19 protein-coding genes are annotated in these 19,463 nt (G+C 71.9%); 10 read left to right on the forward strand and 9 right to left on the reverse strand.

All coding sequences use genetic code 11. The features are described 5' to 3' along the window. Positions 1-274 precede the first annotated feature (274 nt). Positions 275-649, reverse strand: coding sequence for a hypothetical protein (locus OG322_RS12670; protein WP_123461262.1), 375 nt, complete (start codon positions 647-649; stop codon positions 275-277). 146 nt (positions 650-795) lie between these two features. Here OG322_RS12670 and OG322_RS12675 point away from each other — a divergent pair, with 146 nt between their 5' ends. Then, a complete protein-coding gene (locus OG322_RS12675) occupies positions 796-1,086 on the forward strand; it encodes an LPXTG cell wall anchor domain-containing protein (protein ID WP_123461261.1) in 291 nt (96 codons plus the stop codon). A gap of 70 nt (positions 1,087-1,156) precedes the next feature. Here OG322_RS12675 and hutH read toward each other — a convergent pair whose 3' ends face one another. From hutH to OG322_RS12700, 5 genes are all read right to left on the reverse strand, one after another. Beyond that, positions 1,157-2,707: a histidine ammonia-lyase gene (gene hutH, locus OG322_RS12680; RefSeq protein WP_123461260.1), complete on the reverse strand. Its 1,551-nt coding sequence runs from the start codon at positions 2,705-2,707 to the stop codon at positions 1,157-1,159. A gap of 79 nt (positions 2,708-2,786) precedes the next feature. Next, positions 2,787-3,974: a GGDEF domain-containing protein gene (locus tag OG322_RS12685; protein WP_123461259.1), complete on the reverse strand. Its 1,188-nt coding sequence runs from the start codon at positions 3,972-3,974 to the stop codon at positions 2,787-2,789. A gap of 96 nt (positions 3,975-4,070) precedes the next feature. Further along, a complete protein-coding gene (locus OG322_RS12690) occupies positions 4,071-4,883 on the reverse strand; it encodes an enoyl-CoA hydratase/isomerase family protein (RefSeq protein ID WP_123461258.1) in 813 nt (270 codons plus the stop codon). Positions 4,884-5,038: 155 nt separating this feature from the next. Beyond that, positions 5,039-6,223 (reverse strand): adenylate/guanylate cyclase domain-containing protein, encoded by a 1,185-nt coding sequence (locus OG322_RS12695; RefSeq protein WP_123461257.1) that lies wholly within the window; start codon positions 6,221-6,223, stop codon positions 5,039-5,041. A 121-nt stretch (positions 6,224-6,344) separates the two neighbouring features. Then, the gene (locus OG322_RS12700; protein ID WP_123461256.1) at positions 6,345-7,208 is read right to left on the reverse strand and encodes a biotin--[acetyl-CoA-carboxylase] ligase; all 864 of its coding nucleotides are present in this window, start codon (positions 7,206-7,208) and stop codon (positions 6,345-6,347) included. A 133-nt stretch (positions 7,209-7,341) separates the two neighbouring features. Between OG322_RS12700 and OG322_RS12705 the strand changes: the two genes are divergently transcribed. From OG322_RS12705 to OG322_RS12720, 4 genes are all read left to right on the forward strand, one after another. Next, a complete protein-coding gene (locus tag OG322_RS12705) occupies positions 7,342-8,925 on the forward strand; it encodes an acyl-CoA carboxylase subunit beta (RefSeq protein ID WP_123461255.1) in 1,584 nt (527 codons plus the stop codon). A 14-nt stretch (positions 8,926-8,939) separates the two neighbouring features. After that, the gene (locus tag OG322_RS12710; protein WP_123461254.1) at positions 8,940-9,146 is read left to right on the forward strand and encodes an acyl-CoA carboxylase epsilon subunit; all 207 of its coding nucleotides are present in this window, start codon (positions 8,940-8,942) and stop codon (positions 9,144-9,146) included. A 141-nt stretch (positions 9,147-9,287) separates the two neighbouring features. Further along, a complete protein-coding gene (gene mmpB / locus OG322_RS12715; RefSeq protein ID WP_260146782.1) occupies positions 9,288-9,416 on the forward strand; it encodes a morphogenic membrane protein MmpB in 129 nt (42 codons plus the stop codon). 49 nt (positions 9,417-9,465) lie between these two features. Further along, positions 9,466-10,083: a Maf family protein gene (locus OG322_RS12720; protein WP_329306421.1), complete on the forward strand. Its 618-nt coding sequence runs from the start codon at positions 9,466-9,468 to the stop codon at positions 10,081-10,083. A 14-nt stretch (positions 10,084-10,097) separates the two neighbouring features. Here the strand turns inward: OG322_RS12720 and OG322_RS12725 are convergent, their stop codons facing one another. Then, complete coding sequence (locus tag OG322_RS12725; protein ID WP_329306422.1) at positions 10,098-10,547, reverse strand: hypothetical protein; 450 nt, start codon at positions 10,545-10,547, stop codon at positions 10,098-10,100. A gap of 401 nt (positions 10,548-10,948) precedes the next feature. Here OG322_RS12725 and OG322_RS12730 point away from each other — a divergent pair, with 401 nt between their 5' ends. Then, entirely contained in the window at positions 10,949-12,703 is a 1,755-nt protein-coding gene (locus tag OG322_RS12730; protein ID WP_123461251.1) for an acetyl/propionyl/methylcrotonyl-CoA carboxylase subunit alpha, read from the forward strand. A 153-nt stretch (positions 12,704-12,856) separates the two neighbouring features. Then, on the forward strand, positions 12,857-13,444 hold the full coding sequence (locus OG322_RS12735; RefSeq protein WP_329306423.1) for a TetR/AcrR family transcriptional regulator: 588 nt from the start codon (positions 12,857-12,859) through the stop codon (positions 13,442-13,444). A gap of 61 nt (positions 13,445-13,505) precedes the next feature. On the opposite strand, the gene OG322_RS12740 is transcribed toward OG322_RS12735, so the two are convergent. Both OG322_RS12740 and OG322_RS12745 read right to left on the reverse strand, forming a co-directional pair. Continuing rightward, positions 13,506-14,471: a DeoR/GlpR family DNA-binding transcription regulator gene (locus OG322_RS12740; protein WP_123461249.1), complete on the reverse strand. Its 966-nt coding sequence runs from the start codon at positions 14,469-14,471 to the stop codon at positions 13,506-13,508. A 187-nt stretch (positions 14,472-14,658) separates the two neighbouring features. Continuing rightward, the gene (locus OG322_RS12745) at positions 14,659-16,098 is read right to left on the reverse strand and encodes an NAD(P)H-quinone dehydrogenase (protein ID WP_123461248.1); all 1,440 of its coding nucleotides are present in this window, start codon (positions 16,096-16,098) and stop codon (positions 14,659-14,661) included. A gap of 250 nt (positions 16,099-16,348) precedes the next feature. On the opposite strand from OG322_RS12745, the gene OG322_RS12750 reads away from it, so the two are divergent. The 3 genes from OG322_RS12750 (at position 16,349) to OG322_RS12760 (ending at position 19,461) form a co-directional block, all read left to right on the forward strand. Beyond that, positions 16,349-16,786, forward strand: a complete 438-nt coding sequence (locus OG322_RS12750; protein ID WP_123461247.1) for a gamma-glutamylcyclotransferase — start codon at positions 16,349-16,351, stop codon at positions 16,784-16,786. A 135-nt stretch (positions 16,787-16,921) separates the two neighbouring features. Further along, positions 16,922-17,746 carry a purine-nucleoside phosphorylase gene (locus OG322_RS12755; RefSeq protein WP_123461246.1) on the forward strand — a complete coding sequence of 275 codons (825 nt, stop codon included), beginning with the start codon at positions 16,922-16,924 and terminating at the stop codon, positions 17,744-17,746. A gap of 74 nt (positions 17,747-17,820) precedes the next feature. Further along, positions 17,821-19,461 (forward strand): phospho-sugar mutase, encoded by a 1,641-nt coding sequence (locus OG322_RS12760; RefSeq protein WP_329307731.1) that lies wholly within the window; start codon positions 17,821-17,823, stop codon positions 19,459-19,461. Positions 19,462-19,463 lie beyond the last annotated feature (2 nt).

A 19,463-nucleotide genomic window follows, 5' to 3' on the forward strand; every position in this document is an offset into this window, starting at 1 on the left:
ATCCCCAAATAACCCCGAGCAAGCCGTTGACCGGCGATACCCCGTCAATGCTCCAAGAACACCCTGAAAGGGTTGCCCGTTCCACATCTGCGGGAGATGTGGGGAACACCACTCATCGACGCGGTGATATCAGCGGTGGTTCCCGTGGTCCACCCCGTAGGTGCCGCCGGTGTCCTGCCCGGTTGTGCAACAGCTTCACGACCCGGTGCACCGGCTGTCACACACAGCGGCCCCGGCCCGCCGGAAGCGGGCCGGGGCCGGTGATCTCCACCTGCTACGCCCGCCGCTCCGCGCTGCCGTCGTCGTCGTTCTCCTCCCCATTGTGCGGGACGCCGGCGCCGTCCTCGTCGTCGTCCTCTTCGTCGTCGCCGTCGTCGAGGTCCCATCCGTCCGGGTCCTGCGGGTCGTAGGCGATGCTTTCGCTGCTCCAGGAGGCCTGGGTCAGCTCGACCCCGGGGACCTCACTGACCAGGTCGAACGGGTCGATCAGCGAGGCGAGGGCCTCCGCACCGTCTTCCCGGACCGCGGTCTCGGCATGCGTGCGCTCCTCGGCGGAATCGCCGCCGGGCTCGCCGTACTCGGCCGCGAGGCTCTCCAGAGCGGTGCCGCTCAGGGCGTCGGCGTCCGTGATCTCCAACACCATTTCCACGTGAAGCCGAACATAACGCGATGTCTCAGAAGTGCTCATGTGCCGGAGCGTAAGCTCCCGGCCGCTGTGGCTTTCCTGCGACCCGCTGCTTTCACTAGCATCGGCCGCAGGCCTAACTCACGGCTGTCACAAGGGGGATCGATTCTGTGGCCATCACCCGCCGCCCGCTCCTGACCGCCACCGCTGCGGGAACGCTGCTGTGCGCTCTCTGGTTCGTCCCGACGGCCAACGCGACCGGCGACACGGGCGCCGCTCCCGGCGCACCGGGCCGGACGTCCGCCGTCGACGCCACCGGCACGGACGGCACCACGCTCGCCGACACCGGGACCGGGACCGACACGACCCCGTACCTGATCGGGGGCATGGCGTTCCTGGGCATGGGCGCGGGCTTCGTCACCTACTCCGCCCGCCGCGTCGGCCCGCTGCCGGCGCATTGACCGTCACGCGGAGGCGGCCACCGGGTCCACCCGGCGGCCGCCTCCGCGTACGTCACTGGAACGAGCGGCGCTAGGCGAGCTGCCCCGTCACCGGTTCCACCGCCGCGACCAGCTTCCCCGCGCGCACGAAGGCGTCCGCGGCGGCCAGGTCCGGCGACAGGAAGCGGTCCGGGCCCGGCCCCTCCACGCCCGCCGCGCGCAGTGCCTCGACGGCCGCCAGTGAGGCGGGCGCCGGGGTCAGCCCCTGCGCGGCGCGGAGCTCGATCGCGCGGGTCGCCGCGTACAGCTCGACGGCGACGATCCGGGCGAGGTTCTCCACGGCGGTACGGAGCTTGCGCGCGGCCGACCAGCCCATCGAGACGTGGTCCTCCTGCATCGCGGAGGACGGGATCGAGTCCGCCGAGGCCGGGACGGCGAGCCGCTTCATCTCGCTGACCAGGGCGGCCTGGGTGTACTGGGCGATCATCAGGCCGGAGTCGACGCCGGCGTCGTCCGCCAGGAACGGCGGCAGCCCGTGCGAACGGTTCTTGTCCAGCAGCCGGTCGGTCCGGCGCTCGGTGATCGAGCCGAGGTCGGCCGCGACGATCGCCAGGAAGTCCAGGACGTACGCGACCGGGGCGCCGTGGAAGTTGCCGTTGGACTCGACCCTGCCGTCGGACAGCACCACCGGGTTGTCCACGGCGGCGGCCAGTTCGCGGTCGGCGACGAGCCGGGCGTGGGCGAGGGTGTCGCGCCCGGCGCCGTTGACCTGCGGGGCGCACCGCACGGAGTAGGCGTCCTGGACGCGGGGGGCGTCGTCCTGATGGTGGCCGGTGAGGCCCGATCCGGCGAGCACCCGCAGCATGTTGTCGGCGCTGGCACCCTGCCCCGGGTGCGGGCGGATGGCGTGCAGCTCGGGGGCGAGGACCTTGTCCGTGCCGAGCAGGGCCTCCAGGGAGAGGGCCGCGGTGATGTCCGCCGAGGTGTAGAGGTTCTGGAGGTCGGCGATGGCCATCACGAGCATGCCGAGCATCCCGTCGGTGCCGTTGAGGAGGGCGAGGCCCTCCTTCTCGCGCAGCTCGACCGGGGTGATGCCGTGGGCGGCGAGGAGCTCGCCCGCGGGGCGCACGGTGCCGTCGGGGCCCTCCGCGTCGCCCTCGCCCATCAGGGTCAGCGCGCAGTGCGAGAGCGGCGCCAGATCGCCGGAGCAGCCGAGCGAACCGTACTCGTGAACGACGGGTGTGATCCCGGCGTTCAGGACGTCGGCCATGGTCTGTGCGATCTCGGGCCGCACGCCCGTGTGACCCGAGGCCACCGTCTTCAGCCGGAGGAACATCAGCGCCCGGACGACCTCGCGCTCGACCCGCGGGCCCATGCCGGCGGCGTGCGAGCGGACGATGTTGCGCTGGAGCTGCGCGCGGAGCTCCGGGCTGATGTGGCGGCTGGCCAGTGCCCCGAATCCGGTGGAGACGCCGTAGACCGGCTCGGGCTTGGCGGCGAGCGCGTCGATGACCTCACGGGCCGCGGCGAGAGCGCCCACCGCGGCCGCGGAGAGCTCGACACGGGCGTTGCCGCGGGCCACGGCGATGACGTCCTGAGCAGTGGTACCGGACGTCCCCACCACGACTGTATGCATATCCATATTCAGAAGCGTACGGACTGAATCTCTTCATGTCACTAGTGGCGGCCGGGTTGACCCCTTACCGATCGGACCGCGCGGTTCAGGGACTGTTTCCGCGCAGCCGGCGACGGTCGTGGGCGGATTTGGGCGGGGAGTCGGCCAGCCGGATCACCTCGCCGTCGCGTCCCGCCACCACGGGCTTCAGCGAACGGGCCGCCTTCGCCCGGTACTGGGCCGCGTCCGCGAGCCGGAACAGCCGCCGCGCGGAGACCACCGGGCCGATCGGGTCACCGGTGGAGGCGATCCCGCAGGCGACCCCGTTGCCGAATTCCAGCTCGGCCGCCCGCCCGCAGAGCTCGGTTGCCACCGCGACCACCTCGTCCGCCCCGGGACCCAAGGCCAGCAGGCAGAACTCGTCCCCGCCGAGCCGGGCCGACAGCGCACCGGGCAGCATGGCGCCGCACCGGGACAGCACCGAGCCGAAACGTTCCAGCAGACGGTCACCGACCGCATGGCCATGGGTGTCGTTGACCCACTTCAGCCCGTTGAGATCGCAGACGACCAGACTGACCACCGAACCGTCCACCCGGTGCCGCTCCACCGCCTCGTCCAGCCGCATGTCGACGGCCCGCCGGTTGGCGAGGCCGGTCAGGGGGTCGGTGAAGGCGAGCTTGCGCACCTCCTCCAGCCGCTCCGTCTGGGAGATCCCGGCGGCCACGACGGCGGCCAGCACGGTGGCGAAGTCCGCGTCCGCGCGCCCGAACACCGGATCCCCCACCGGACGCGCCACGTAGAGCTCACCCCAGGCCCGCCCGTGCAGCACGATCGGCGCCACCACACAGCAGCCGCGCCCGCGCCGGCGCAGCGCCGCCACCCGCTGATGGCAGTAGCCGTGCCCGTAACCGTGCGCACCCGCCACCCCGGCCTTCCGCCCACCGTCCGCGGGCTCCGGCTCCACCGGGCCCTCGGCGGTCTCCACCCAGGCGTCCGGCTCACCGCCCCCGGCCCACCGTTCATGGAGGAACTCGGTGATCTCCGGGAACTGGTGCACCGGGTACGTCTCCTCGTCGGGGAACTCCTCCTCCCCCTCGGCCCGCTCGCCCGCGTTCACCAGGACCCGCAGCCGCCCGCGCCCGCGCTCCCAGACCGACAGCGCGGCAAAGCCGCCGCCCAGCGCCTCGCACGCCCCCAGCGCGGCCGCCCGCCAGCACCCCCGCGGGGTGTGTGCCGCCGCCATCGCCTGCGCAAGCGAAACCACGGCCCGGAGCCGCGCATCATCACCACCCATCGCTACAGCCTATGTAGATTTGTGGTGATTTGATCAGTTCGCAACCATGATCATGCGCGTTGTGTCGGCATTCAATTACCTGCTGTCACGACTGCTTCATTCCCCGGGCCAGTTCGGCTTCCGCTTCTCGTTGAACGCGGCGACGCCCTCCGCGCGGTCGCCGGAGAAGGCCACCGACCGCCACGCGGAGTCCTCCACCTCCAGGCCGGCCCGCAGATCGAGCCCGTGCCCCAGCCGCAGCGCCCGCTTGGCCGCTCGCAGCCCCACCGGGGAGTTGCCCGCGATCCGGCCGGCGAGGGCCAGCGCCTCGGACCGGTCCTCGCCCTCAGCCACCAGCTCGTCGACCAGCCCCAGCTCCCGGGCCTCGGCCGCCTCCACCCGGCGGGCGGTGAAGATCAGCTCGGCGGCGCGGGCCGCCCCGATCCGGCGCGGCAGCAGCTGGGTGCCGCCGCCGCCCGGGATGACCCCGACCGACACCTCGGGCAGGCCCACCAGAGCGGTCCGGTCGGCGACGATCAGATCGCAGGACAGGGCCAGCTCGAATCCGCCGCCGAGCGCGAAGCCGTGCACCGCGGCGATCGTCGGCATGGGCAGTTCGAGGACACCGGTGTAGGCGGCGCGTGCGGTGGGCCGCTGACGCACCAGGTCGGCATCGGTGAAGGAGTTCCGCTCCTTCAGGTCCGCCCCCACGCAGAAGGCCCGTTCATGGCTGGAGGTGAGGACGGTGACCCGTACGTCCGGGTCGGCGGCGAGCGCGGCGCAGGCGGCGCCGATCGAGCGGGCCATGTCCGTGGACACCGCGTTCATGGCCTTCGGCCGGTCCAGGACCAGCTCGGCGACGTGCTCCAGGCCCTCGTGGCCCCGTACGACGACGAAATCCCCGAACCGCTGCTCGGACGTGACGGTCATGGCTGCACCCCTGTCGGTTAACGAGCGTTACCGCAGGGATCCTAGAGCGCAGCCCCGCGAGCCGGAGGGGGCGAGGGTCTCTCGGGTGGATCAGGCTGGACCGGGGAGCGGAATCCGGTGCCGTGCCGGACCGCGCGAGCCCGGAAGGCCCTGGGTCAGGACTGGCCGCGGCGGGCCAGCAGCCACGGTTCGACGACACCGAGGCCGCGCACCGGGCGCTGCCACATCGGCTGCAGCCCGTAGCGGTACCTGGGCACGGACCTCGGCTCCTCGCCGTCCGCACCCTCCTTCTCGGCGCGCTCGGCGGCCGCCGCGGCCTCCTCGGCGGCCTGGGCCTCGGAGGCGGGGGCGTCGCCGGTACGGGTCAGCTCCTCGGCGAACGCCCCGTCCACCAGGACGGCGTCCTTCGGCGCTATCGAGGTGAGCCGGCTGGCGAGGTTCACCGTGGTACCGAACACATCGCCCATCCGGGTGGTGACCGTGCCGAACGCGATGCCGACGCGCAGCGCCGGCATCGACTCGTCCAGGGCCATCGCCTCGATGAGGCGCAGCGCGATCTCGGCCGCGGTGCCGGCGTCGTCGGCGGCGTAGAGGACCTCGTCACCGAGGGTCTTGATGAGCCGGCCGCCGTGTGCGGCGACCAGGTCGGCGCAGGTGGTCTCGAAGGACTCGACGAGTTCGCCGAGCTCCTCCTCCTCCAGGCGGCGGGTGAGCCGGGTGAACCCGACGAGGTCGGCGAAGCCGACGGCTAGGCGCCGGTCGACCATCTCGTCGTCGTCCGCGGCCTGCACGACCCGGCCGGTGGCGGCGGCGAGCTGGCGCCGCCACACGTAGACCAGGAACTCCTCCAGCTCCGGCAGGAGCAGTTCGACCAGCGGGTACGTGACCTCGGTACGGGTCATTCCGGGCTCGGGCGGCTCGGTCAGGCCCTCCAGGAACGAATCGATCTGCCACTCCGCCAGCCGGGCGGTGGTCTGCCCGGTCGACCGGGCGACCTGGATCGCCATCGGCTCGCTGAGCAGCCCGGCCTCGACCAGACCGGACAGCCGGCGCAGCGCCAGCACGTCCGCCTCGGTCAGCGCCTTGGCCTGGCCGATGTCGGCGAAGCCCATGGCCCGCCAGAACCGGGACGCCAGGTCCATGGAGACGCCCGCGGTCCGGGCGGCCTGGAACGGGGTGTAGCGCCGGTCGGCGCCCAGGATCAGCGCTTCCAGCCTGATCGCGAGGGGGTCGTCGGTCGGTTCGGCCGTGTGGTCGACTTCGTGATGCGGTGTCGCGTGGACCGATGGGTCCGACGGGGGCTCCACGCCATCGCCGGAGGTCGTGTCGTCGACGGTCACCAGCCGCCTCCTGCCCGTTCCCTGCGCACTGCCCTGCCGATCTGTCGGTGGATCGCCTCAACGATACGGCAGGTGTGCCCTACCTCACGTCCCCAGGTCACCCGGATGCGGGGCGCGCCGCTCAGGTCAGACCGCCCCCGGCGCCCCGGAGGTGCACGATGTCGCCCGCCGACACCGGCTCCTGGAGACCGTCGCCGGTCGACAGGACCAGCCGCCCGTCCCCGTCGATCGCCACGGCCTCCCCCGTGAGCGTGCGGTCGCCCGGCAGCTGGGCCCGCACCGTCCGCCCGAGCGTCGCGCAGCCGGCCACGTACGCCTCCTGCAGGCCGCTCGCGGCCGCGTCGCCGTCCGCCGCCCGCCACTTCCCGTACCACTGCTCCAGTGAGCGCAGCACGCCCCTCAGCAGCGTCTCGCGGTCCGTGGAGACCGCTCCGGCCAGGGCGAGCGAGGCGGCCGTGGGGGCGGGCAGCTCGTCCGCGCGCAGGGAGACGTTGAGGCCGATGCCGATGACGACACCGTCCCCGGCGCGTTCGGCCAGGATGCCGCCCGTCTTGCGCTCCTCTCCCTCGATGGTGACCAGGACGTCGTTGGGCCACTTCAGGGCCGTGTCGACGCCCGCCGACCTCGCCAGACCGGCCGCCACCGCGACCCCGGTGAGCAGTGGCAGCCAGCCCCAGCGCTGAACCGGTACCGCGCCGGGCGTCAGGTAGACGGAGAAGAACAGGCCCGAGCGGGCCGGGGCGGTCCAGGTCCGGTCGAGGCGCCCCCGTCCGGCGGTCTGCTCCTCGGCGACCAGGACGGCGCCCTCGGTGAGCCCGGCCGCGCGCCCAGCGAGATCGGAGTTGGTGGACCCGGTGGTGTCCACGACGTCGAGGGTGCTCCACAGCCCGTCCGGGCGGAGCAGCCCGCGCCGCAGCGCGGGAACGTTCAGGGGCGGCCGGTCCAGGTCCGACCAACGGTTGTGAGACGCATCCGAGGGTGTCATGCAAGCCACCCTAGGTGTGTCAAACGACGCACTGCCGAACCGTATCCGCGCCGATACGCTACGGGGCAGTAGCTGTTCATCCGCTGATCAGCAGCACAGCCGTCCCCGTGACCAGGCAGGGAGCCGCAACCCGATGTCCGAGCCGGAAGAGACCGACATCCACACCACCGCGGGCAAGCTCGCGGACCTGCAGCGCCGTACCGAAGAGGCGACCCACGCGGGTTCCGCGCGCGCCGTGGAAAAGCAGCACGCGAAGGGCAAGTTGACGGCGCGCGAGCGCGTCGGTCTGCTGCTCGACGAGGGCTCCTTCGTGGAGCTCGACGAATTCGCCCGGCATCGCTCGACGAACTTCGGGATCGAGAAGAACCGCCCGTACGGAGACGGTGTCGTCACCGGGTACGGCATGGTCGACGGCCGCCCCGTCTGCGTGTACTCGCAGGACTTCACCATCTTCGGCGGCTCGCTCGGCGAGGTCTACGGTGAGAAGATCGTCAAGGTGATGGACTTCGCGCTGAAGACCGGCTGTCCGGTCATCGGCATCAACGACGGCGGCGGCGCCCGCATCCAGGAGGGTGTGGCGGCGCTGGGCCTCTTCGCGGAGATCTTCCGGCGCAATGTGCACGCGTCGGGTGTCGTCCCGCAGATCTCGCTGATCGTCGGACCGTGCGCGGGCGGCGCGGTCTACTCCCCCGCGATCACCGACTTCACGGTCATGGTCGACCAGACCTCGCACATGTTCATCACCGGCCCCGACGTCATCAAGACGGTCACCGGCGAGGACGTCGGCTTCGAGGAGCTCGGCGGCGCCCGCACCCACAACACCACCTCCGGTGTGGCGCACCACATGGCGGGTGACGAGAAGGACGCCATCGAGTACGTCAAGTCGCTGCTCTCCTACCTCCCGTCGAACAACCTCTCCGAGGCCCCGGCCTTCCCCGAGGAGGCGGACCTGGCGACCAGCGACGAGGACCGCGAGCTGGACACGCTCATCCCCGACTCGGCGAACCAGCCGTACGACATGCACACCGCGATCGAGCATGTGCTGGACGACGGCGAGTTCCTGGAGACCCAGGCACTCTTCGCGCCGAACATCCTCACCGGTTTCGGCCGGGTCGAGGGCTATCCGGTCGGCGTCGTCGCCAACCAGCCGATGCAGTTCGCGGGCTGCCTGGACATCAACGCGAGCGAGAAGGCCGCGCGCTTCGTGCGCACCTGCGACGCCTTCAACGTGCCCGTGCTGACCTTCGTGGACGTGCCCGGGTTCCTGCCCGGCGTCGACCAGGAGTACGGCGGCATCATCCGCCGCGGCGCCAAGCTGATCTACGCGTACGCGGAGGCGACGGTCCCGCTGATCACGGTGATCACCCGCAAGGCGTTCGGCGGCGCGTACGACGTCATGGGCTCCAAGCACCTGGGCGCCGACATCAACCTCGCCTGGCCGACCGCCCAGATCGCCGTCATGGGCGCCCAGGGGGCCGTCAACATCCTGCACCGCCGCACGATCGCCGCCGCGGAGGATCAGGACGCCACCCGCGCCGGGCTGATCGCGGACTACGAGGACGCGCTGCTCAACCCGTACGTGGCGGCCGAGCGCGGCTACGTGGACGCGGTGATCATGCCGTCCGAGACCCGGGCCCATGTGGTCAAGGGGCTCCGGCAGCTGCGGACCAAGCGGGAGTCGTTGCCCCCGAAGAAGCACGGCAACATCCCTCTCTAGAAAGGGCTCTGGCCATGATCAAGGTCGTACGGGGCAACCCGACCCCGGAAGAGCTGGCGGCCGCGCTCGCGGTCGTCCAGGCACGCGCCGCCGCGGTGGCCGCCGTGTCGTCCGGCGCGCCGGAGCTGCCCGGCCAGTGGTCCGACCCGGGCCGGGTCGCCCGGCGCGGCCGTCATCTGCCGGGGCCGCGCGCCTGGGCACGTACGTACTGGCCCGGCTAGTCACCGGCCGTCACCGGAGGCCCGGAACCCCTGCGGGGTCCGGGCCTCCGGTGCGTACCGGAAGGATCCGGTCCATCCGCGCGGGATGGCTGAGTACCCGTACTCAGGCGCGTGCGCGGTCCGCGCAGCAGGATCGGAGGCATGCTGTGGTCGGACCCCGAGAACAAGCCGCCGAAGGAACTGCGCGACGCCCAGGAGATGATGCGGCGCGTGGGGCTGGTGCTCGCGCTGGCCATGGTCGTCGCCATGTTCGTGCTCGGCACCCGCTGACCGTGCGGGTCCTGCGGCGCCGGTCCGCCCGCACCGGCTGATTTGTACGATGGCGCGCATGACTGATCCCGCACCCCGCCGCTTCGTGCTCGCCTCCGCCTCCCCCGCCCGCCTCGGTCTGCTCCGGCAGGCCGGGTTCGCGCCCGAGGTGATCGTCAGCGGGGTGGACGAGGACGCGCTGAGCGCCCCGACACCCGCCGAGCTGGCGCTGGTGCTCGCCGAGGCCAAGGCCGCGGCCGTGGCCGGGCTTGCGGAGGTCGCGGGGGCCCTGGTCATCGGCTGCGACTCGGTGCTCGAACTCGACGGCGAGGCGCTGGGCAAACCGGCCGACGCCGAGGACGCCACGGCCCGCTGGAAGTCCATGCGGGGCCGGTCCGGGGTGCTGCGGACCGGTCACAGCCTGGCCGACACCGCGACCGGGCGGACGGTCTCCGAGACCGCGTCCACGACGGTCCGCTTCGGTGAGCCGACGGACGCCGAGATCGCCGCCTACGTGGCCTCCGGCGAACCGCTCCACGTGGCGGGCGCCTTCACCCTCGACGGGCGCTCGGCGCCGTTCGTGGACTCCATCGACGGCGACCCGGGCAACGTCATCGGGCTCTCGCTGCCGCTGCTGCGGCGGCTGCTGGGCGAGCTGGGCATCCCGGTCACCGATCTCTGGGTCTGAGCGGGCCCGTCCGGTCAGGCCGGGGCCGGAGCCACCGGCTTCTCGGTAGCCGCCCCGGCGGCCGGCTCCTCGCGGTCCGCGCCGTACGCCACCAGCGTCAGCACGATCAGACCGAGCACCACCATCATGAACGCGAACGCGGCCCAGCCGACCAGCCCCACCGTGAGCGCGCCCAGCACCCCGTGGATGACGGCGCAGCAGATGAGGACGATCCGGGCGATCCTGCCCGGGGCCCGGTCGCGGATGCCGCTCAGCAGGATCAGCACACCGCACAGCAGCAGGAACAGTCCAAAGACTCCGCCCGTCGCCCAGGTGCCGTTGGCCATGACCCCGGGATCCATTCCCGCCAGGGACATGTCCTGGTTCCTGACGAACGTCGCCATGACGCCGTTGATGATCACGATGCCCACGGCTTCCGCGAACAGCACGATCGCGGCTATGAAAGCCACTGGCCTGCGCACCATGGCGCTCACCCCCTGTTACCTGCAGTACGTGCGATAGCGCGGACCCTACTAATCGGTAATGCTCCGTACAAGAGGTTCGGCGGCGTTCGCGCCCCGGTTCGCCTCCGCGACAGGCCCCCATCACGGAGGACGGCCGGGCGTCTGGCAAAGAATCGCGCAGCCGTTAGTAGGAATCACACAAAGAAACACCTGGCGTCGCTGCCCGTACCGACAGAGACCTGGACCACACCTCGTGGCTACTGTGCGGTTATGGATCCCGGCGTACCGTGGTGCCACAAGGGATTTCGCGACTTGAGCAGGCCTCGAATCACACTCCGTGTGGGCAAGCTCACCATTGGGGACGGGTCGTAGGGCCGTGTCGGTAGTCCCTAAACTCAGCTTGTTTCAAGGAGGGAGCCATCGTGCGCAAGGTGCTCATCGCCAACCGTGGCGAAATTGCTGTCCGTGTTGCCCGCGCTTGCCGGGATGCGGGAATCGGGAGCGTGGCCGTCTACGCAGACCCGGACCGCGACGCTCTGCACGTGCGTGCGGCCGACGAGGCATTCGCGCTGGGCGGTGACACCCCGGCCGCCAGCTATCTGGACATGGCCAAGGTGCTCCAGGCTGCCAAGGACTCCGGGGCGGACGCGATCCACCCGGGTTACGGATTCCTCTCGGAGAACGCCGAATTCGCCCAGGCCGTGCTGGACGCCGGACTGACGTGGATCGGCCCGCCGCCGCAGGCGATCCGGGACCTCGGCGACAAGGTCGCCGCCCGCCACATCGCCCAGCGTGCCGGTGCCCCGCTCGTCGCCGGCACCCCGGACCCGGTCGGGGGTTCCGCCGAGGTCGTCGCCTTCGCCGAGGAGAACGGGCTGCCGATCGCGATCAAGGCCGCCTTCGGCGGTGGCGGGCGCGGGCTGAAGGTCGCCCGCACCCTGGAGGAGATCCCGGAGCTGTACGACTCCGCGGTCCGTGAGGCCGTCGCCGCGTTCGGGCGCGGGGAGTGCTTCGTGGAGCGCTACCTCGACAAGCCGCGGCACGTGGAGACCCAGTGCCTGGCCGACTCCCACGGCAACGTGGTCGTCGTCTCCACCCGTGACTGCTCGCTCCAGCGCCGGCACCAGAAGCTGGTCGAGGAGGCCCCGGCACCGTTCCTGTCCGAGGCGCAGAACGCCGAGCTGTACGCGGCGTCGAAGGCGATCCTGAAGGAGGCCGGTTACGTCGGCGCCGGCACGGTCGAGTTCCTCGTCGGCACGGACGGCACGATCTCCTTCCTGGAGGTCAACACCCGCCTCCAGGTCGAGCACCCGGTCACCGAGGAGGTCACCGGCCTCGACCTCGTGCGCGAGATGTTCCGCATCGCCGACGGCGAGGAGCTGGGCTACGACGACCCGGCCGTGCGCGGCCACTCCTTCGAGTTCCGGATCAACGGCGAGGACCCGGGCCGCGGCTTCCTGCCCGCCCCCGGCACCGTCACCGTGTTCGCCCCGCCGTCCGGCCCCGGTGTCCGCCTCGACGCGGGCGTCGAGTCCGGCTCGGTCATCGGCCCCGCCTGGGACTCGCTGCTGGCGAAGCTGATCGTGACCGGTGCGACGCGTGAGCAGGCGCTCCAGCGCGCGGCCCGCGCGCTGGCCGAGTTCAACGTCGAGGGCATGGCCACCGCCATCCCCTTCCACCGCGCGGTCGTCGCCGACCCGGCGTTCACCTCCGCCCCGTTCCGGATTCACACCCGCTGGATCGAGACGGAGTTCGTCAACGAGATCCCGGCGTTCGCCGCTCCCGCCGACGCGGAGGCGGACGAGGAGTCCGGCCGCGAGACCGTGGTCGTCGAGGTCGGCGGCAAGCGCCTAGAGGTCTCGCTGCCCTCGTCGCTCGGCATGAGCCTGGCCCGCACCGGTCTCGCGGCGGGTGCCAGGCCCAAGCGCCGCGCGGCGAAGAAGTCCGGCTCCGCGGCCTCCGGCGACACCCTCGCCTCCCCGATGCAGGGCACGATCGTGAAGATCGCCGTGGAAGAGGGCCAGGAGGTCAAGGAGGGCGACCTGATCGTCGTCCTTGAGGCCATGAAGATGGAGCAGCCGCTCAACGCGCACCGCGCCGGCACGGTCAAGGGCCTCGCCGCCGAGGTCGGCAGCTCGGTCTCGTCCGGTGCCGTCATCTGCGAGATCAAGGACTGACCCTCGCTCCTGCGTTCCACCGGCGCCCCTGTCATGTCGTACGACGTGGCAGGGGCGCCGGTCATGGGCCGTCGGGACGCCGCCTGCGGAACACTCCGCCGGACGCGCGATGGCATCCTGGACCCCCGCGGCGGAATCAGGGAGGACTGCGCGATGGCGATGAGCACGGCAGCGACACCGGCCAGGCCCATGCGCGCCGACGCGCGCCGCAATTACGACCGGCTGCTGGCCGAGGCCCGTACCGCCTTCGCGGAGCACGGCACGACGGCGTCCCTGGAGGATGTCGCGCGGTGCGCGGGGGTGGGGATCGGCACGCTGTACCGGCACTTCCCGACCCGGCACGCGCTGATGAGCGCCGTCTTCCAGGAGGCGGTGGCCGACCTGATCGCCCGCTCCCACGAGCTGGCCGGGACGGAGCGGCCGTGCGACGGGCTGGTGGAATGGCTGGGCGCGATCATCACTCATGCGGGTGAGTACCGCGGGCTGGCCCAGGCACTCATGTCGACGTGCCGGGACGAGACTTCGGCGCTGTCCCGGTGCAATGTGCCGCTGCGCGAGGCGGGTTCGGTACTGCTGGCCCGCGCGCAGGCGGGCGGGGCGGTGCGGCCGGACGTCTCCATCGACGACCTGATGCAGCTCACGAACGCGATCGCGCTGGCCGCGGAGCAGTCGCCGGACGATCCGGGGCTGGCGGGGCGCTTGCTGACGCTGACGGTGCAGGGGCTGCGGGCGTCGGGCTGACGCCCGCGCCCGGCGGCTGCGCCCCGGACCCCGCGCCTCAAACGCCGGCGGGGCCGGACTGTCACCGCCGCCGCAGGTCCGCCACCCGGGCCCGGTCCCGGTCTCCCTGGCTCTGCTCCGCCAGCACCGCCGAGGCCCGTAACGACTGCGGCCCGCCCCCGTGCGTCCGCCGCTGCCCCGGCAGGGGCATCTCACGGCGGTTGGTCCGGCCGGGCGGCGCGGGGTCGGCCGAGGACTGAGCACCCGAGGCGCCGGCCACCGCGATCTGCACTCCCTGGTCCGCCAGGGCCTGCAGCTCCGCCGCGGCACGGTCGTCGTGCGCGGCCGGTTCGTCCGTCACGAGGCGGGTGATGAGGTCGGTCGGCACCGTCTGGAACATGGTGTCGGAGCCGAGCTTGGTGTGGTCCGCGAGGACCACCACCTCCCCCGCCGCCTGCACCAGCGCCCGGTCCACGCTCGCGGAGAGCATGTTGGACGTGGAGAGCCCGCGCTCGGCGGTGAGGCCGCTCCCGGACAGGAACGCGCGCGAGACCCGCAGCCCCTGGAGCGACTGCTCGGCCCCACTGCCCACCAGGGCGTAGTTGGAACCGCGCAGGGTGCCCCCGGTCATCACCACTTCCACCCGGTTGGCATGGGCCAGCGCCTGGGCGACCAGAAGCGAATTGGTGACCACGGTCAGGCCGGGGACCCTCGCGAGCCGGCGGGCCAGCTCCTGCGTGGTCGTACCGGCGCCGACCACAATGGCCTCGCCCTCTTCGACGAGACCGGCGGCCAGATCGGCGATGGCCGTCTTCTCCGCGGTGGCGAGATGGGATTTCTGCGGAAAACCGGACTCCCGCGTAAAACCGCCCGGCAAAACCGCACCGCCGTGCCGGCGGTCGAGGAGTCCTTCTGCCTCCAGTGCCCGCACGTCCCGCCGTACGGTCACTTCGGAGGTCTGGACGACGCGGGCGAGCTCACGGAGCGATACCGCCCCGTTGGCACGCACCATTTCGAGGATCAATTGACGACGTTCTGCAGCGAACACGAAACTGACAGTAACGCGACCGCCCGAGAGTTTTCAGCAGTTTGCGCCGAATAGCAGAAGTTGTACATGCAAGGGGCCGCCGAGTGGTATAGGCGGCCCCGTTGTTGTTCTCTCCTGATCGCGAGCGGTCGTCGGACGGCCCGAGTTGCCGGGAGTTGCCGCGGAATGCCGGGTTCCCGGAGGCGTTCTAGGCTTCGCCCGCCTGCTTACGGGTGTGCAACTGACGGGCCACTTCGGCGATCGATCCCGACAGGGACGGATACACAGTGAAGGCGTTTGCGATCTGTTCCACCGTCAGATTGTTGTCGACCGCGATCGAGATGGGGTGGATCAGCTCGCTCGCCCGCGGTGCGACGACACAGCCGCCGACCACGATGCCGGTACCGGGCCGGCAGAATATTTTGACGAAACCGTCCCGGATGCCCTGCATCTTGGCGCGCGGGTTGCGCAGCAGCGGCAGCTTGACGACCCGGGCGTCGATCTTGCCCCCGTCGACATCGGACTGGCTGTAGCCGACCGTGGCGATCTCCGGGTCGGTGAAGACGTTCGAGGAGACCGTCTTCAGGTTCAGCGGCGTCACCGCGTCACCGAGGAAGTGGTACATCGCGATCCGGCCCTGCATCGCGGCGACCGAGGCGAGCGCGAAGATCCCGGTGACGTCACCGGCCGCGTAGACACCCGGCGCGCTGGTGCGGGAGACCTTGTCGGTCCAGATGTGGCCCGAGTCCTTGAGCTTGACCCCGGCCTCCTCCAGGCCCATGCCGGCGCTGTTCGGGATCGCGCCGACCGCCATCAGGCAGTGCGAGCCGGAGATGACCCGGCCGTCGGCGAGGGTGACCTCGACGCGGTCACCGACGCGCTTGGCGGACTGGGCGCGGGAGCGGGCCATCACGTTCATGCCGCGGCGCCGGAAGACGTCCTCCAGGACGGCGGCCGCGTCCGGGTCCTCGCCCGGCAGCACCCGGTCCCGGGACGAGACGAGCGTGACGCGGGAGCCGAGGGCCTGGTAGGCGCCGGCGAACTCCGCACCCGTGACACCCGAGCCGACCACGATGAGCTCCTCGGGGAGCTCGTCGAGGTCGTAGACCTGGGTCCAGTTCAGGATCCGCTCGCCGTCGGGGAGCGCGTCCGGGATCTCCCGGGGGTGACCGCCGGTCGCGATCAGCACGGCGTCGGCGGAGAGGGTCTCCTCCGTGCCGTCGGCCGCGGTGACCACGACCTGGCGGGAGCCGTCGGCGGCCTGGAGTCCCTCCAGCCGGCCGCGTCCGCGCATCACCCGCGCACCCGCACGGGTGACGGAGGCGGTGATGTCGTGGGACTGGGCGAGCGCCAGGCGCTTCACCCGTCGGTTGACCTTGCCCAGATCGACGCCGACCACACGCGCCGCCTGTTCCATGTGCGGCGTGTCGTCCGCGACGATGATGCCCAGCTCCTCGTACGAGGAGTCGAAGGTGGTCATCACCTCCGCCGTCGCGATCAGGGTCTTCGAGGGCACGCAGTCGGTGAGCACGGACGCGCCGCCGAGGCCGTCGCAGTCGACGACGGTCACCTCCGCGCCGAGCTGGGCGCCCACCAATGCCGCCTCGTACCCGCCGGGTCCGCCGCCGATGATCACGATCCGGGTCACGAAAAGTCCGCCTCGCGTTTCTCGTCCCACGGCCGTCTGCCGTCCCGGCCGGGGTCCGGGGGGCCGCCCCGGGGGAATGCAGTACGTACTTCATTGTCCCGCACGCGCCAAGGTGCTTCGCCCCGGGGCCCTCCATACGTGCACCGGACCCCTGGAACAGGGGCCGCGCCACGGGCGGCGGACACCCCGAGCGGGCGTCTTCCTCACCGGAATCGACCTCCCCGCGGCCACCTCCCGTACCCTCGACCCCATGTCGCTCTACGCCGCATACGCCGGCAACCTCGACGCGCGGCTGATGACGCGCCGCGCACCGCACTCGCCGCTGCGCGGAACCGGCTGGCTGAACGGCTGGCGGCTGACGTTCGGCGGGGAGCAGATGGGCTGGGAGGGCGCGCTGGCCACGGTGGTCGAGGCGCCGCGCTCCCAGGTCTTCGTCGCCCTGTACGACCTGGCTCCGATGGACGAGGACTCCATGGACCGCTGGGAGGGTGTCGGCCTCGACATCTACCGGCGGATGCGGGTCCGGGTGCACACCCTGGACGGCGAGGAGCCGGCCTGGATGTATGTGCTGAACGGTTACGAGGGCGGGCTGCCCTCCGCCCGCTACCTCGGCGAGATCGCGGACGCAGCCGATTCGGCGGGCGCCCCGCACGACTATGCGATGGAGCTCCGCAAGCGCCCCTGCTGAGCCCGGACAGCGCCCGCGAGCTGCCCTTTCCGCGGGATCACCGCCCCACCGCTGTGCGAACGCACGAACGGATGCCCCCAGACTCTGTACGGGAACATCTACGCGCGTAGGGAATCAGCGGTTACGCTCATCCGCGTGAACGCATCAGTTATTCCGGACCACATCCAGGGCGACCCGCGCGCCGCCGCCGCCGACGCCGCCGCCCGCCTGCGCGAGCTGACCGGTGCCGAGACCCACGACGTCGCACTCGTGATGGGCTCCGGCTGGGCACCCGCGGGCGATGCGCTCGGCATTCCGGAGGCCGAGTTCCCGGTGACCGCCCTGCCCGGGTTCCCGGCCCCCGCCGTCCAGGGCCACGGCGGCACGATCCGTTCGTACCGGATCGGCGAGAAGCGCGCCCTGGTCTTCCTCGGCCGCACGCACTTCTACGAGGGCCGCGGCGTCGCCGCCGTGGCGCACGGGGTGCGTACCGCTGTCGCGGCGGGCTGCGGGACCGTCGTGCTGACGAACGGCTGCGGAGGGCTGCGCGAGGGCATGCGCCCCGGGCAGCCGGTCCTGATCAGCGACCACATCAACCTCACGGCGGCGTCGCCGATCATCGGCGCCAACTTCGTCGACCTGACCGACCTGTACTCGCCGCGGCTGCGGGCGCTGTGCAAGGAGGTCGACGAGACCCTCGAAGAGGGCGTGTACGTGCAGTTCCCCGGCCCGCACTACGAGACGCCGGCCGAGATCAACATGGTCCGGGTGATGGGCGGCGACCTGGTCGGCATGTCCACCGTGCTGGAGGCCATCGCGGCCCGGGAGGCCGGGGCGGAGGTGCTGGGCATCTCGCTGGTGACGAATCTGGCCGCCGGGCTGAGCGGGGAGCCGCTGAACCACGAAGAGGTGCTCCAGGCGGGCCGCGACTCCGCGACCCGGATGGGCTCGCTGCTGGCCCGCCTGCTGGACCGCATCTGACCCGGCCCCACCCGTTTCCGGGGCGGAGCCCCACCACACACGACAGCTTCACCCCGGAAAGGCGGACCACCGTGCTGCAGCAGGACCTCATCACCCGGGCCAGGACCTGGCTCGCCGAGGACCCCGACCCCGAGACCCGCGACGAGCTGGCCAAGCTCATCGAGACCGAGGACCTCGACGAGCTCGCCGTCCGCTTCGCGGGCACCCTCCAGTTCGGCACCGCGGGCCTGCGCGGCGAGCTGGGCGCCGGTCCGATGCGGATGAACCGCGCCGTCGTCATCCGCGCCGCCGCCGGACTCGCCGCGTACCTGAAGAACCAGGGGCAGGCCGGCGGCCTCGTCGTCATCGGCTACGACGCGCGCTACAAGTCCACCGACTTCGCCCGCGACACCGCGGCCGTGATGACCGGCGCCGGGCTGCGGGCTGCGGTGCTCCCCCGCCCGCTCCCCACCCCCGTACTCGCTTACGCCATAAGGCACCTGGGCGCCGTCGCGGGCGTCGAGGTGACCGCGAGCCACAATCCGCCGCGCGACAACGGCTACAAGGTCTACCTCGGCGACGGCTCGCAGATCGTCCCCCCGGCGGACGGCGAGATCGCCGCGGCGATCGCCGCGGTCGGTCCGCTGGGCACCGTGCCCCGCCCCGGCAACGGCTGGCAGACCCTCGGCGACGAGGTGCTGGACGCCTATCTGGCGCGTACGGACACCGTGCTCGACGCCGGATCGCCGCGGACCGCCCGCGTCGTCTACACGGCCATGCACGGCGTCGGCACCTCCGTACTCACCGCGGCCTTCGACCGGGCCGGCTTCCCCGCCCCGGTCCTGGTCGCCGAACAGGCCGAGCCGGACCCCGCGTTCCCCACCGTCGCCTTCCCCAATCCGGAAGAGCCCGGCGCGATGGATCTCGCCTTCGCCACCGCACGCCGCTCGGACCCCGACATCGTCATCGCCAACGACCCGGACGCCGACCGGTGCGCCGTCGCCGTCCCGGACCCGGCCGCCGACGGCGGATGGCGGATGCTGCGCGGCGACGAGGTCGGCGCGCTGCTCGCCGCGCACCTCGTGCGCCGCGGTGTCACCGGCGTCCTCGCCGAGTCGATCGTGTCGTCGTCCCTCCTGGGCCGGATCGCCGAGAAGGCGGGGCTGGGCTACGAGGAGACGCTGACCGGCTTCAAGTGGATCGCCCGGGTGGACGGTCTGCGGTACGGCTACGAGGAGGCGCTCGGCTACTGCGTCGACCCGGACGGCGTCCGCGACAAGGACGGCATCACGGCCGCCCTCCTCGTCGCCGAACTCGCCTCCGTGCTCAAGGAGCAGGGCCGCACACTGCCCGATCTGCTGGACGACCTCGCGGTCGAGCACGGACTGCACGCCACCGACCAGCTCTCGGTCCGGGTCGAGGACCTGTCCGTCATCGCGGACGCCATGCGCCGTCTGCGCGAGCAGCCGCCGACCGCACTCGCCGGCCTCGCCGTCACCTCGGCCGAGGACCTGTCGCAGGGCACCGGACTGCTGCCGCCCACCGACGGGCTCCGCTACCACCTGGAGGGCGCCCGGGTGATCGTCCGCCCGAGCGGCACCGAGCCGAAGCTCAAGTGCTACCTGGAGGTCGTGGTGCCCGTCGCCTCGGCCGACGAGCTGCCCGCGGCCCGCACGAGGGGCGCTGAGCTGATCACCGGCATCAAGCGGGACCTGGCCGCCGCGGCCGGGATCTGAGC

This window comes from Streptomyces sp. NBC_01260, from assembly GCF_036226405.1.
GTDB lineage: Bacteria > Actinomycetota > Actinomycetes > Streptomycetales > Streptomycetaceae > Streptomyces > Streptomyces laculatispora.